The following is a 13,795-nucleotide window of genomic DNA, read 5'->3' as shown; positions in this document are numbered from 1 at the left end:
ACCATAGACCTTAGAATTGCTGACCAAAACCAAAACGCAGCAGCTGTTTACGATCGTGATCTTGGTGAACAATAGGCACACCCAAATCAATATTCAACAAACCAAATGGGCTCTTCCATGAAAGCCCTACACCGGTACTAACACGAGGCTTATAGTTATCACCGTTAATATCAGCCCTTAAATTGGCGGGAATATTTGCCCCATCGTAACGTTGTCTCACACGAATTCCACCCAATCCCCCCATATCAACGAAGTAACGCCCACGCAATCCCATATCTGCCAGCAAGGGCATAGGAAAATGGATGGTTGCCGAAGCTGTATAAATCAGCTTACCACCAAGAAAATCTTCCTGATCATACGGACCACCTTTATAGGCGTTGGCACGAGGGCCTACACCACCATCTCTAAACCCACGAAGGTTACTGCCCCCTAAATAGAAGTTATCAATAATATCCCTGCGTCCATCACCCCAGTTGCCTATATACCCAAAACCGGCAGCAAGAGCCAAGGTCCAGTCATGATCCTCGGTGATAGCATCTAAAGGTTGATAGTAACTCACATCCACCTTACCACGCAGATATTTTTCCTGACCACCAATTCCTGCAAAATCTCCCCCAAAGCGGGCATATGTTCCTGAGTGGGGCATCTGCCTATTGTCGCGCGTATCGTAGGTAATCATAGTTCCCAACTGGGAGAGGAACGATTTCCCACGCTGGTCAAAAATATAGGGAGAGGCCATACGATAATCTCCCCCCTCTATATAGGGACCGTCCCTATCAGCCTGATAACCATCATAAATATGGTTTATGTTTCTTTCAATGGCCGAATAGGTCCATGCCTGCGACCACTCATTATCGAAAGCATAACCAATACGGAAAGTTGCCCCATAACGGCTTTCATTATAGCTTTGGTAGGTCTGGAAATCATTGTTAATATAAAACAAATCTAACCCAGCCAGAAGGTTCCTATCCAGGAAGTAAGGATCAGAAATCGATAAATCAACTTGCTTCTGGTAATAGGCCGCAGTGCCAGAAATACCCGCATCAACCCCCATACCCAGGAAGTTTCTTTGCCGAAGCCCGGCATTTCCTAAGACACCTGCATCGGTCGAGTATCCCCCACCGAGCGAAAACTCACCGGTAGGCTTTTCAACAACGTTTGCAGAAAGGTTAACCTTATCCGGTGCAGAACCCGGAGCTTCCTCAACAGAAACACTCTTAAAATATCCCATATCTTCAAGAATACCTTTAGAATACTTCTTCCCTGCAGAGGAGTAAGGATCACTCTCGGCCAAAGGCAATTCACGACGAATGACCTTATCTTCCGTAATCGTGTTCCCGTTAATATCAATCCGTTCCACGTATACCCGAGGGCCCTCACTGACATCAAACAGCAAGTCGACATAGCCTCTATCCGGATTTCGAGCGATAGCGGGTTTGACTACGGCAAAGGGATGGCCCTGCCCTTGCAAAATTTCCTGCATATCGGTGGCGTTATCATCAACGGCTTTACCATCATACCATTGATCAGGGAACACCTCTATATATTTACGAGCATCATCAGCGGAAACATGGCGCAAGGTAGAGCGCACATCAACCTTGCGCAACCGGTAACGTGGCCCCTCATCCATCGTAAAGGTAATATAAAAATACTTCCTGTCTGGAGAGAGCTCGCCAGTGGCATTCCGCATGACAAAATCTACATAACCGTTTTTCAAATAGAACCGACGCAACAACTCAGCATCGTATTTTACCCGCTCGGGATTATATTGATCAGATGAGGAAAAGAAACGATACCAGGCAGATTCCCGCGAGGTAACCTCTTGCATCAGCCGTGCTTCACTAAAAGCATGGTTACCCACAAAAATAATTTTATTGATAACGGCTTTTTCCCCTTCATTAATCTTGTAAACCAGATTAACGCGGTTGTGGGAAAGCTGAATAACCTGGGGCGTAACCCCTACGGAATAAAATCCATGTACAGCGTAGGCATCCAGAATTTTCTTACGGTCTGATGCAACAAGGGCTGGCGTATAAATGGAACGTGCCTGAAGAGAGACAGCCTTACGCAGATCTTCATCCTTAAGCCCGCTATTCCCCTCAAAAGCAACTTGGTTAACAACGGGATTTTCTACTACACGAACCTGGAGGATATCACCACTACGGTGCAGGCTTACATCTCTAAAAAGACCAGTCGCGTACAGTAACTTAAGGGAGCGGTCTAACTGGTCCTGATTAAAGGTATCACCACGCTGGACAACGAGATAAGACAGGATTGTATTCGTTTCTACCCTATCGTTCCCACGAATTTCTATCCCCTGAATAATCCCCCCAAGCCTTATGGAGGACTCTGGTGCTGAGCGTGCTGTTTTTGCCTTACTCCGGCTATGGCGTGTGTAATGCTTGCCATGACGGGCAGAATACGCAGAGCTTACCTGCGTATCTCTCTCCTTTGAAGGGCCCTTTACCGCATTAGTTGCCGCAAAAATCTGCCTTTGATCTGCCAATAAAGACAATAAACAAACCGAAGCAAACAAAGCTGAACGTTTACTAGACAAAACCAGCCTTCTCCCCATACAGATACAGTAATGTAGAAAACCTCATACGCCAAGCTCTCTTTAAATGCGAATCATTACCGTAAAAAAATAACAGGACCATCTATCTAAATCACATGATGACAGGTATCCGTATTTTTTACAAAAAAGCAAGTATATCTATTCGTTTTACTGTCGTCTTATTTTAACTGCGTCCTGCAAGCCACTTAAATAGCCCAAGATGCAGCAAATCATTAAACGTTGAAAATACAAATAGGCTTGCAATGAGTAAAAAACCAATCTGGAACCCCAAAACCTGAATTTTTTTGGGAACAGGCTTGCCAATAAGAGCTTCCACACAGTAAAAAACCAACCGCCCACCGTCCAGAATGGGAATGGGCAAGAGGTTGATCAACCCTAAATTTACCGATAATAAGGCAATAAAGGATATGAGGCTGCTTAAGCCGTAATGGGCGACTTGGCCAGACATTTGTGCAATTCGTAAAGGCCCTCCCAAATCGCCTGCACTATGCTGGCCTGTCAGCATCTGCCATAGTCCTACAACAATCTGAACTGAGATGGTCCAGGTTTCCTTGGTTCCCTCCCAAATCGCCTGGTAAAAAGGTACGGGTTTGGAAACACCATAACTGGCACTCACCCCTAACCTGCCTTTAACAGTTTCCCCCCCCCCTGTTGCAACAGTATCAACAACCACCGGTAAGGTTATAACTTCACCATCACGCATAATCTCTAGCATAACGGTTTTTCCGGCAGATATTTCTATTTGACGTTGCAGATCAGCAAAAGTCGCAACCGTATGATCATCTATTTTCTCAATAACATCTTTAGGCTTTATCCCCGCTTTAGCAGCAGCACTTTCTGCGACAACGCCAGAAACAACATTATTAACCTGAGGTTTACCAACAAAGGCAAACAAAAAAGTAAACAGAATAATGGCCAGAAGAAAATTAAAAATAGGGCCGGCAGCAATAATGATTGAGCGGGACCCTACTGATTTTTCATGAAAGGCCTTTCCTGCCATCCAATTCGAGGATCCTGACCCATCATCAGCAATCGCATCGGCCTCAGCTGGGCCTTCAAACCCATGAGGCTTAACATACCCGCCTAAAGGAATGGGGCATAAACGCCATTCCGTACCAACACTATCATGCCATTTCAAAATGGGTTTACCAAAACCAATTGAAAAGACATCAACATGCACACCACGCCACCTTGCAGCGAGATAATGCCCCAGCTCATGAAAAAAAACCAGCACCCCCAAAACAACACAAAAGGCCACAATGGTTCTTAATAATTCATACATCTCAGTCAACACCTTTAATCAGAGCTTTTTTAACGAGTTAGGTAACCTCTACCCCTAGATGCTCCTGTGTTAACTCGCGTGCACGCTTATCCCAAAATAACACCTCTTCCAAAGTCTCTGCTGGTTGTGTTCCAATCTGCCCCATTACTTTTTCTACAACGCCAGCAATCTCTAAAAAGCCTATTCGGCCCTTTAAAAAGGCATCTACAGCAATCTCATTCGCCGCAGAAAGAACCGCTGGAACACACCCACCCTGCCTTAGGGCTTCACGTGCCAAGCACATGGCAGGGAAACGTTCTTCATCAGGGGCTTCAAAATTCAGTAATGCCAGTTGGGCCAAATCCAGCTCTGAGACATTCGTTGCCATACGTTTTGGCCATGCCAATGTATGAGCAATGGGAATACGCATATCAGCAGACCCAAGCTGTGCAACAAAGCTACCATCAGTATAATGGACCATACCATGGACCACAGACTGAGGATGAACCAAAACCTTAATCTTGTCTTCGGGAAGAGAGAAAATCCTTGAAGCCTCTATAATTTCCAGGCCTTTATTAAACATGGTTGCTGAATCGATCGTAATTTTAGCCCCCATTGTCCAGGTTGGGTGTTTTAAAGCCGCCGTAACGGTAACCGTTTTCATTTCCTTCAAACTCATCTGCCGGAAAGGCCCACCAGACGCCGTCAAGGTAATATGCTTAATCTGATCAATCTGCTTGTCTGCCATGGCCTGAAACACAGCATTGTGCTCTGAATCGACAGGAAGCAACAGGGCATTGGCCTTTTTTAAAGCCTTTAGCATTACATCGCCTGCACAAACCAAGGCTTCTTTATTAGCCAAGGCAATTGTCCCGCCATTCTTAACTGCACTCAAGATCGGCTCCAGGCCTGCAGCACCTGTAATAGCGGCCATGGTCCAATCAACCTTGATATGGGCTGCCTCAATCACTGCAGAACGCCCAGCGCTCACCTTAATCCCCATTCCAGAAAGCAGGGTTTTAAGTTTATCATACTGGCTCTCATCTGCAATAACAGCGTGCTCTGCTCGTAAACTGATGGCCTGCTCGGCCAATTTCTCCACATTGCTGCCGCCAACCAGTACCTTAACCTGGAACTGGTCTAGGGCCTGCTCAAGCAAGTTAACAGTTGAACAGCCTATACTTCCAGTGCTGCCAAGTACGGTTACAGTTTTCATAGTTCCCCTATTCGTCAGATGCGCTTGCATACCATGTTATAAAAAAGATGTTCCACAAAAATGCAAACAATAATAACTTTACCCTTACTAATAGCTTTTATAACCTTCACTCAACCCTACACTATAAATGACCTAATATAGCAGTAAGAACAAAACAACCCCTACGGGTGCTGCTACCAGATAGCCATCAAACCGATCCAAGAAACCACCATGCCCGGGGATCATATGGCTTGAATCCTTTACACCCCGCGCCCTTTTTAGAGCACTTTCTGCTAAGTCACCCACTTGTGTAGCAACCCCTAAAACGCCGCCACACACGCCATATAAGAAGATCCCACCCCCCGTCATGGGCAGGGTATAGACATATAAGCATAACACAATACCCACCATACAGGCAGCCCCTAAGGCACAAAGTGCCCCTGAAACGGTCTTGGCAGGGGAGATAGCAGGGGCAAGCTTGCGCCCCCCCAACAACCGTCCCCCGAGATAGGCACAACTATCGCTTGCAGCAACAATGCACACAAGGAATAAAACATTTTGTAAGCCTAGGGGTTGAACCCTTAACCATAACAAAGAAAGTGAGGAAACCCCAATAACCGATGCTCCAAACCAAAGAGTTGTTCCAGCAATCCACCCCATAGCCAAAATGGCAAAACTTTCTTGCCAATAACCAAAAGAGGCCGATAATACCGCAATAATGGGCCAGATAAGGCCCAAAAATCCCTTCACTGAATAAGGAGAAATATTATAAAGACCACACCATTCCCACATCATAAAAAAAACAAGCATAACCAGCAGGGTTATAAAAACCCAGCCACCAAAAAAAATCCCACCCCCAGCAATGATGACCATAATAACAGCAGAAAACAGGCGCATCCTGAGATCTTCCCAGCTGCTCTTCTTATTTTGCAACCTGTACATCCTTAGCTAAAACCAGACAAAGCCCTATCATTGGCCGCCTTATCTAAGCCCGCACTTCTGGTCTGCGACCAAAGCGGCGCTCCCTTCTTGAAAAAATTTTGAGTGCCTGTTCAAAATTATGTTCATTAAAATCTGGCCACAGAACATCTAAAAAAACAAACTCTGCATAAGCTGATTGCCACAAAAGAAAATTAGAAAGCCGGCATTCACCACTAGTTCTTACGATAAGATCAGGATCGGGCATAGAGGCAGTAAAAAGATAACGCCTAAAAAGGCTTTCAGAAATATCCTCTGACTTTATCAGGCCGGCTTCAATTTCCTTGCCAATATTTCGTGTGGCCTGAACCAATTCATCCCTACCCCCATAAGACAAAGCCAGCACAAGATTGAGGTTTTGATTATGTTGTGTAAGCTTCTGCGCTGTTAAAAGCTCATGCTGAAGAGAGACCCCAAAGCGGGAAATATCTCCTATAATGTGGATTTTTACCCCTTCCTTGTGTAAATTTGCCAACTCATGACGAACATAATATTGAAGCAAACCCGTTAGGGCGATGACCTCTTCTTCAGAGCGTTTCCAATTTTCTGAGGAAAAAGCATAAAGTGTAAGCCAGGGAATACCATGATGAAAGGCTGCCTTAATGCACCGCCTGACTGCTTCTGCGCCCGCTCTATGGCCCAGGGCACGCGGTAGGTTACGCAGGGTTGCCCAACGGCCATTTCCATCCATGATAATGGCCATATGCTGCAACTCGCCAAGGTCTTTCATGACAGGCTCATGGGGTTATTCATATCCACAAAAGGGGTTTGGGCACTTTCACCGATCATTCCTGACAGATGACGGTAAGATATACAAGGTTTTTAGCGAGCATAACTCAATTATACCTGCTTGATCTCCTTTTCTTTGTCAGCCTGGGCTTCATCAATCTTTTTAATATAACTATCTGTTAATTCCTGAATAACAACACCCCAGTCTTTTTCTTCATCTTGGCTAATATCTCCTGTTTTTTCAGCATTTTTAGCCTGGTCCATTCCATCACGACGCACCCCTCTAACAGCTATTTTAGCATTTTCGGCATATCGGCCTGCAGCTTTGGCCAACTCTACCCTGCGCTCTTCAGTCAGTTGCGGTATTGGCACGCGAACCAATTGCCCATCTGAAGCAGGATTAAGCCCCAATCCGCTATCACGAATAGCCTTCTCTACTGCAGAAACCAATGTGCGGTCCCAGACCTGTACAGTCAGCATGCGTGCCTCAGGAACAGCAATAGAACCCACTTGAGTTAAAGGTACTTCCCCCCCGTAAGCCTCAACCCGCACGGGTTCCAGAAGAGCTGGGCTGGCCCGCCCAGAGCGTAAGCCAGCAAAATCACGCTTAAGGCTTTCTATTGCTCCCTCCATTCGGCGGGTAAGGTCTGCTTTCAGCGACTTCAGTTCAGCAACCATATCTGTTTCTCCTTAAAAAACGAAAAAACCAATAAACCTATCTATTCCCAATAGACTTCTCGCCCAGGAGGACCTATTGGACATTGGGAACAATACGCGTAAACACACCTTGCCCAGCCATAACACGAGAGAAAGCCTGCTCCTTATGCATATTAAAAACAATAATGGGCAGGCTGTTTTCCATAGCCAAACTTACGGCTGTGGCATCCATAACATTCAATCCCTTGGAGAGCACCTCGCCATAAGTTAGCTCATCATAACGTGTGGCTGCGGGATCTTTGCGGGGGTCAGCTGAATAAACACCATCAACCTGCGTTGCCTTAAGCATTACATCGCAATCCATTTCCTTTGCACGCAAGGTCGCTGCGGTATCAGTTGTAAAAAACGGATTGCCTGTTCCGGCTGCAAAAATAACAATACGGCCGTTTTCCAAATGCTCAATAGCCTTTTTCTGCACATAAGGCTCAGCAACAGTTGGCATGCTTAAAGCCGAAACCACACAGGCAGGAACAGCCCTTTGCAAAAAGGCATCTTGCAACATTAAAGCGTTAATAACTGTGGCCAACATGCCGGCATAATCTCCCTGCACCCTGTCCATGCCTTTTCCTGCAGCGGTTAACCCCCTGAAAATGTTCCCTCCCCCTACAACCAGGCAAACCTGAACACCACTTGCAGCGACATCAGCAATATCGTCAACAATATTTCCTAAGACGTGCGAATCTATCCCATAGGATTGCTCACCCATCAGCCCTTCTCCTGAAAGTTTAAGAAGAACACGGTTGTAAGGCAGCATTGAGGGATCAGACATTTTTTTTCCTTCCACCTAACCCAAAAATTCAGACTTAAGAACCCTGCTTTCCCAAGTTTTCAAAAGTGCCTATTTTTACAGTGCTTTCCTGATCGCAATCAAGAGGGCGTGCCGGTATTTTTACAAAACACCTCAAATTTCAACAAATTCACTCATTATCCTGAAGCCCTATGGAACGAAGGTAACGCTTATCTTCAGCCCAGTTTTGTTTTTCCTTTACCGTTAAAAAAAGATGCACGGGTTTTTCAAACAACGTGGAAAGATAGGTTCTGGCCTTTTGCCCAATAGAGCGGATTTTACTGCCCCCTTCCCCCACCAGGATAGATTTGTGACTTGCCCTGGATACATAAATAATCGCCTCTATCCTGATAGAACCATCTTTACGACTCTTAAAACTTTCTGTTTCTACAGTTGTAGAATAAGGAACTTCTTCATGGGTCTGCAAAAAAACTTGCTCTCGAACAATTTCTGAGGCTAACAGGCGATCTGGCAAATCGGTCATCTCATCTTCGGGATAGAGAAAGGGGCCAGCGGGCAGAGAATCTGCCAGTTTATCCAAGAGATCCTCTACCCCATCCCCCTTACTGGCACTTATCATGAAAACATGCTCAACAGAGAGCAAGGCAGAAAGCTGTGTCGTCAACGGTAAAAGTTGTTCGGCTGGCACAAGATCAATTTTATTGAGTAACAACCAGATCCGTTTATGCGAAGCGGAAAGCGTTTTACAGATTTCTACAACCGTCTCTGATACCCCTTCACGGACATCGACCAAAAACAAGGTGATATCGGCATCCTTCATGCCACTCCATGCTGCTGATACCATGGCACGGTCTAAAGAACGGCGCGGCTTGAAAATACCTGGTGTATCAACAAGGATAATTTGGGTGGCCTTATGCACCAAAATGCCCAAAACCCGAAAACGGGTTGTTTGTGCCTTGGGAGAAACAATCGAAAGCTTAGCACCCGTTAATCTATTTAAAAGGGTTGATTTTCCTGCATTTGCAGCTCCAATAAGAGCCACAAAGCCACATTTTTTATCCAACTCCATACCCCTTTTACCTAGTGTCCTTCAACCATAACCAACTGGGCTAACAAATGGCCCGCAGCCAGGCGTTCTGCCTCACGCTTATTGCTAGCCTCCCCAATGCCTGTCAATCCATCCACAGCAACAGAAATAACAAATTTTGGAGCATGCGATGGCCCCTCCTCATGATCCAACTTATAAACAGGCAGGGCCTTGCCCCGACCCAGCAGCCATTCCTGTAAAGCTGTTTTGGGATCCTTGGGAGGGTTAATATGCTCTCCAATAACATCATCCCATAACTTACGAAACACTTCTCTAACCGGAGAAAGCCCCCCATCCAGATAAATGGCTCCAAGAAGGGCTTCCATGGCATCGGCCTGGACATTTTCAACATTCCGTACACCGGCAGCCTCTTCATGTTCAGCCACAAGAATAGCTTCATGCAAACGGATAATACGGGCAAGCCGGGCCAGAACCACCCGTGAGACCAGATAGGCATGGCGTGCCCCCAAGTCTCCCTCCTGCTCATCGGGAAATTGCTCAAGCAGTTTTTCTGCCATGAGCAGCCCCAACACGCGATCACCAATAAATTCCAGCCGCTCGTTTGAACGGCGCCCCTTGGGCTTCTGTGGCCTGCTTTTTTTATGACCCCCCCGCCCTGACCTGCGCCCCCCACCTTGTGCAACATGAAGGGCAGAACGATGGGTTAAGGCTTCTACTAGGAGAGGTTTGCTGGCAAAAGAGTAGCCTATCCTTTTTTCTATCTTATCACCAGAATGCTTATCGCCAGAATGAGGGGCAATCTCATGTGCTGCATCACGCGTAGAAAATCCGCTGCCGGTCTCGAAGTAACCAGTCTCAGGGTGAAAAGAAACAGCACGTGCCTTCACTTGACCTCCTGCAATATACGGTTCCAGCGCACTTCAGAGGGCCAATGCCAAAACTGCCAGAACGGATAGCGACTATCGACAGAGAAAAAAATTCTCTGTGCCTTCCCTATAAGGTTTTCCATAGGAACAAAGCCCAGATCTTGCGGGCCACTTCCCATAAAACGGCTATCGGCACTATTGTCCCTGTTATCACCCATGGCAAAAAAATAGCCTTCTGGCACGGTATATTCTGGCGTATCATTCTGCTCGCCATCTTCCATAAGACGAAGAATATCATGGGTGACAGAAACCGAAGTTTTTCCACGCCCTGGAAGGGTTTCACTGTATAAAAGGCCAGGCATACTATGGTGTTGTTCATCGAAAGCAGTATAAGGCCCCAGCAATTGCCTTGGAACACCCTCCCCATTAATATAAAGCAAACCTTTACGGACCTGTATCCGATCTCCAGGTAGGCCAATAATTCTTTTAATGTAATCTACGGATGTATCTTTTGTAAAACGAAATACAGCGACATCCCCCCTCTGAGGTTCTGTAAAAAAAATCCTGCCAGAAAACAGATTAGGCGAAAAGGGAAGTGAAAAACGAGAATATCCATACGAATATTTAGACACCCACAAATAATCCCCAATCTGCAAGGTAGGGATCATTGAACCCGAGGGGATGTTAAACGACTCAAATAACGTCGTGCGCACAAAAACAGCCACAAGAATAGCAAGAAAAATCGTACGAAGGGTTTCCCATTTTTTTTTCTTGTTTTTCCCTGAAACCCCCATTGATGAGGACTCTATACCTGGGTCAGTCATAAGAACAAAATACCAAAATTGACAAAAAAGAAGGGTGTTATTACCAAGTTTTTAACGAATAGCATAAATGTGTTTCCCAGTGATTAATTTTACAAAAATGAGCAGTTTATAAAATTTTTCACAGCCAAACCCATCAACGCTATATCATTGAAGAGGGGTATCCTTCAATCATCACTTGTGCCTGCGCATAAGGATATTCATCTGTTAAGGATAATACAATAACACTATTCAAAACATTTGCTTGAGTTTCAATAAGTTGTAAGCGTTTTTTTGCGCCGTTTGTTAATAACAATGTGGGTTGCCCCGTGAGGAGGTTGACAACACCAATCTGGCTATGAAACACATTTTGAGAAAAACCAGTACCCAATGCCTTGGCACAAGCCTCTTTAGCAGCCCACCGTTTAGCATAGGTATTGATTCTCGTCTGCCCATAGCGGCGCTCGGCCGTCACCCTTTCCTGAGGCGTAAAAACCCTATTTAAAAACCGTTCACCAAACACATCAATGACCCGGCCTATCCGGCGGATATCACAAAGATCAATACCCAAACCTAAAATCATATATTTCAACCAAAAAAAATAGATTACAAAAATAACCTATTGATAATACAATATTATGATACAGCCCTTTCGGCCTGAACCACCTCGGACGATCCTCTAATACCAGCAATAACTGAAGAAAAATGTTTCAGATCCCTTACCTCAACATCTAGGATAATCTCAACAAAATCAAGCTGCCGGTTGATCACCTTCATATTCACCACGGCCCCTTCATATTTTGAGATAATATTAACCAAGCTTGCCAGAACATTGCCTGAATTAACCCCAACAACATTAATACGACCCACATAGGGTAATGCTCCTGCACCTTCTTTTTGTTTATCAAGGCTTTGCCATTCAACTTCTAAAAAGCGTTCTGGCGTGCTGGAAAAATTTTCCAGCATCCGACAATTAGAGCGATGAATCGTTACCCCTTTTCCTGTCGTAACAATACCCACAATCCGATCACCGGGAAGAGGATGGCAACACCCCGCAAAACTGGTAGCAACCCCCGCCCCGATACCTGTGACCGCCATACCCTTTTTTATGTAGTTTTTCTCATCGACCGACCGTGACCGCCCAGAGATCAGGCGTGAGGGTACCATGCGTGAAACATTTGTTGCTTGCTTTAATTCAGGATAAGCCGCCCAGAGAACTTCCTTGATGTTGATATGGTTATTTTGTACAGCCACAAATAAATCATCGAGGCTTGCCATACGAAAAGTTTTCAAAAGCGGCTCTAAAACCTTATCGGAGCCATCAAGCCCTTCTTGACGAAACGCTTTTGCCAAGGCGGCTCGCCCAGCATCTAGGGAAATACTGCGTTGTTGCTGGGCAATAAAGCGGCGTATGCGCGCACGGGCTTTTCCCGTAACCACAAACCGCTCCCACGAGGAAGACGGTGTTCCCCCTCGTGCGGTAATAATTTCAACCTGATCACCATTCTGCAATTCATACCGCAACGGCATAAGGCGGCCATTAATCTTAGCCCCTACGCATCTATCACCGACCTGGCTATGGACAGCATAAGCAAAATCAACCGGCGTAGCCCCCCGTGGCAGCTGAATGAGTTGCCCCTTGGGGGTAAAACAAAACACTTGATCCTGATACAGCTCGAGCTTTGTATTCTCCAAAAACTCATCAGGAGCTGAGGAATCTTCAAGAATTTCCAACAGATCCCGCATCCACCTGAGCCGACCCAATGCCGAAACGGCACTCGGGATATCTTTTTCATCACTCTTCTGCTTATAGGCCCAATGCGCTGCTACACCATTTTCAGCAATATCGTGCATTTCAGTTGTGCGGATTTGGATTTCTATCTTCTGGTTTCTGGGTTCCCGTAATGTTACCCCCGTATGCAGGCTTTGATATCCATTCGCCTTTGGTGTGGAGATATAATCCTTAAACCGGCCAGCTATCATCTGGTATTCCGCATGCACAACCCCAAGGGCCATATAACAGGCCTCTCGTGTTGGCACGATAATACGAAAAGCCATAATATCTGAAAGCTGCTCAAACCTTACCTGCCGGCGCTGCATTTTTTCCCAGATCGAGTAAGGTGATTTTTCTCTCCCTGTTACCGTAACATCTTTCAGACCCAAACTCTGCAGAAGACCCAATAATTCCCGACGGATATCCTCAATAGCATCTGCCCCTTGGCCACGCAGATAATTCAAACGAGCGCGTATGGTAGAATTCGCTTCAGGTTCCAGCTCTGCAAAAGAGAGATTTTGCAATTCTGTCTTAACCTTATCCATCCCAATACGCCCTGCTAAGGGGGCGTAGATATCCATTGTTTCACGGGCAATACGCTGCCTTCTATCCTGGCGCTTCACATAGCGCAGCGTGCGCATATTATGCAGCCGATCAGCCAGCTTAACAATGAGCACACGGATATCTTTGGACATTGCTAAAACAAGCTTTCTGAAGTTTTCAGCTTGCTTTGTCCTGTCAGACTGAAGCTCAAGTCGGGTTAGCTTGGTAACACCATCCACCAATTCTGCAACGGTATTTCCGAACTCATCCCGAATGCGAGAAAGAGTTACCGTGGTATCTTCAACCGTATCATGAAGTAAGGCTGTGGCAATGGAAGGAATATCTAGGCGGAAACCCGCAAGGATACTGGCGACAGCTAAAGGATGGGTGATATAAGGATCGCCATTATCGCGTTTCTGGTCTTTATGGGCCTCCAGAGCAATGGCATAAGCTTTTTGCAGAACGTCCGTTTCAGCTTCTGGATTATAGGATTTTATCCGCTCAAGGAGTACCTTGAACATTTGACCGATCTCTTTATGACCTGGAGAAAGCGTTGCGCTT

The 13,795-nt window shown here is 45.8% G+C and carries 12 protein-coding genes; all 12 read right to left on the bottom strand.

What is annotated here, in order from left to right; all coding sequences use genetic code 11:
• Positions 1-10 precede the first annotated feature (10 nt).
• A complete protein-coding gene (bamA, locus tag JGUZn3_RS07840) occupies positions 11-2,575 on the bottom strand; it encodes an outer membrane protein assembly factor BamA (protein ID WP_203413004.1) in 2,565 nt (854 codons plus the stop codon).
• 163 nt (positions 2,576-2,738) lie between these two features.
• Positions 2,739-3,857, bottom strand: coding sequence for an RIP metalloprotease RseP (rseP, locus tag JGUZn3_RS07835; protein WP_203413003.1), 1,119 nt, complete (start codon positions 3,855-3,857; stop codon positions 2,739-2,741).
• Between the two features lie 37 nt (positions 3,858-3,894).
• Positions 3,895-5,052, bottom strand: coding sequence for a 1-deoxy-D-xylulose-5-phosphate reductoisomerase (gene dxr, locus JGUZn3_RS07830; RefSeq protein WP_203413002.1), 1,158 nt, complete (start codon positions 5,050-5,052; stop codon positions 3,895-3,897).
• Positions 5,053-5,184: 132 nt separating this feature from the next.
• Positions 5,185-5,964 carry a phosphatidate cytidylyltransferase gene (locus JGUZn3_RS07825; protein WP_203413001.1) on the bottom strand — a complete coding sequence of 260 codons (780 nt, stop codon included), beginning with the start codon at positions 5,962-5,964 and terminating at the stop codon, positions 5,185-5,187.
• A gap of 52 nt (positions 5,965-6,016) precedes the next feature.
• Positions 6,017-6,739, bottom strand: a complete 723-nt coding sequence (gene uppS / locus JGUZn3_RS07820) for a polyprenyl diphosphate synthase (RefSeq protein ID WP_203413000.1) — start codon at positions 6,737-6,739, stop codon at positions 6,017-6,019.
• 110 nt (positions 6,740-6,849) lie between these two features.
• Positions 6,850-7,416 (bottom strand): ribosome recycling factor, encoded by a 567-nt coding sequence (frr, locus tag JGUZn3_RS07815; protein ID WP_203412999.1) that lies wholly within the window; start codon positions 7,414-7,416, stop codon positions 6,850-6,852.
• A 73-nt stretch (positions 7,417-7,489) separates the two neighbouring features.
• Positions 7,490-8,224 carry a UMP kinase gene (pyrH, locus tag JGUZn3_RS07810; protein ID WP_203412998.1) on the bottom strand — a complete coding sequence of 245 codons (735 nt, stop codon included), beginning with the start codon at positions 8,222-8,224 and terminating at the stop codon, positions 7,490-7,492.
• A 148-nt stretch (positions 8,225-8,372) separates the two neighbouring features.
• On the bottom strand, positions 8,373-9,272 hold the full coding sequence (era, locus tag JGUZn3_RS07805; RefSeq protein ID WP_203412997.1) for a GTPase Era: 900 nt from the start codon (positions 9,270-9,272) through the stop codon (positions 8,373-8,375).
• Between the two features lie 11 nt (positions 9,273-9,283).
• A complete protein-coding gene (gene rnc / locus JGUZn3_RS07800) occupies positions 9,284-10,051 on the bottom strand; it encodes a ribonuclease III (protein ID WP_203414869.1) in 768 nt (255 codons plus the stop codon).
• Positions 10,052-10,134: 83 nt separating this feature from the next.
• Positions 10,135-10,911, bottom strand: coding sequence for a signal peptidase I (gene lepB, locus JGUZn3_RS07795; protein WP_238996956.1), 777 nt, complete (start codon positions 10,909-10,911; stop codon positions 10,135-10,137).
• A gap of 169 nt (positions 10,912-11,080) precedes the next feature.
• The gene (acpS, locus tag JGUZn3_RS07790) at positions 11,081-11,500 is read right to left on the bottom strand and encodes a holo-ACP synthase (RefSeq protein ID WP_203412995.1); all 420 of its coding nucleotides are present in this window, start codon (positions 11,498-11,500) and stop codon (positions 11,081-11,083) included.
• A gap of 53 nt (positions 11,501-11,553) precedes the next feature.
• Entirely contained in the window at positions 11,554-13,755 is a 2,202-nt protein-coding gene (locus JGUZn3_RS07785) for a RelA/SpoT family protein (RefSeq protein WP_238996955.1), read from the bottom strand.
• Positions 13,756-13,795: the final 40 nt, after the last annotated feature.

The sequence above is a fragment of the Entomobacter blattae genome, assembly GCF_014672835.1.
GTDB classification, from domain to species: Bacteria; Pseudomonadota; Alphaproteobacteria; order Acetobacterales; family Acetobacteraceae; genus Entomobacter; species Entomobacter blattae.
Note: the sequence above shows the minus strand (reverse complement) of the source record. Positions and strands in the feature narration are given on the sequence as shown.

Coding starts and splice junctions, on each gene's coding strand:
- frr (WP_203412999.1), bottom strand. CDS start 7,416: ATGGTTGCTGAACTGAAGTCGCTGAAAGCAGACCTTACCCGCCGAATG.
- pyrH (WP_203412998.1), bottom strand. CDS start 8,224: ATGTCTGATCCCTCAATGCTGCCTTACAACCGTGTTCTTCTTAAACTT.
- rseP (WP_203413003.1), bottom strand. CDS start 3,857: ATGTATGAATTATTAAGAACCATTGTGGCCTTTTGTGTTGTTTTGGGG.
- acpS (WP_203412995.1), bottom strand. CDS start 11,500: ATGATTTTAGGTTTGGGTATTGATCTTTGTGATATCCGCCGGATAGGC.
- lepB (WP_238996956.1), bottom strand. CDS start 10,911: ATGGGGGTTTCAGGGAAAAACAAGAAAAAAAAATGGGAAACCCTTCGT.
- bamA (WP_203413004.1), bottom strand. CDS start 2,575: ATGGGGAGAAGGCTGGTTTTGTCTAGTAAACGTTCAGCTTTGTTTGCT.
- uppS (WP_203413000.1), bottom strand. CDS start 6,739: ATGAAAGACCTTGGCGAGTTGCAGCATATGGCCATTATCATGGATGGA.
- JGUZn3_RS07785 (WP_238996955.1), bottom strand. CDS start 13,755: ATGTTCAAGGTACTCCTTGAGCGGATAAAATCCTATAATCCAGAAGCT.
- dxr (WP_203413002.1), bottom strand. CDS start 5,052: ATGAAAACTGTAACCGTACTTGGCAGCACTGGAAGTATAGGCTGTTCA.
- era (WP_203412997.1), bottom strand. CDS start 9,272: ATGGAGTTGGATAAAAAATGTGGCTTTGTGGCTCTTATTGGAGCTGCA.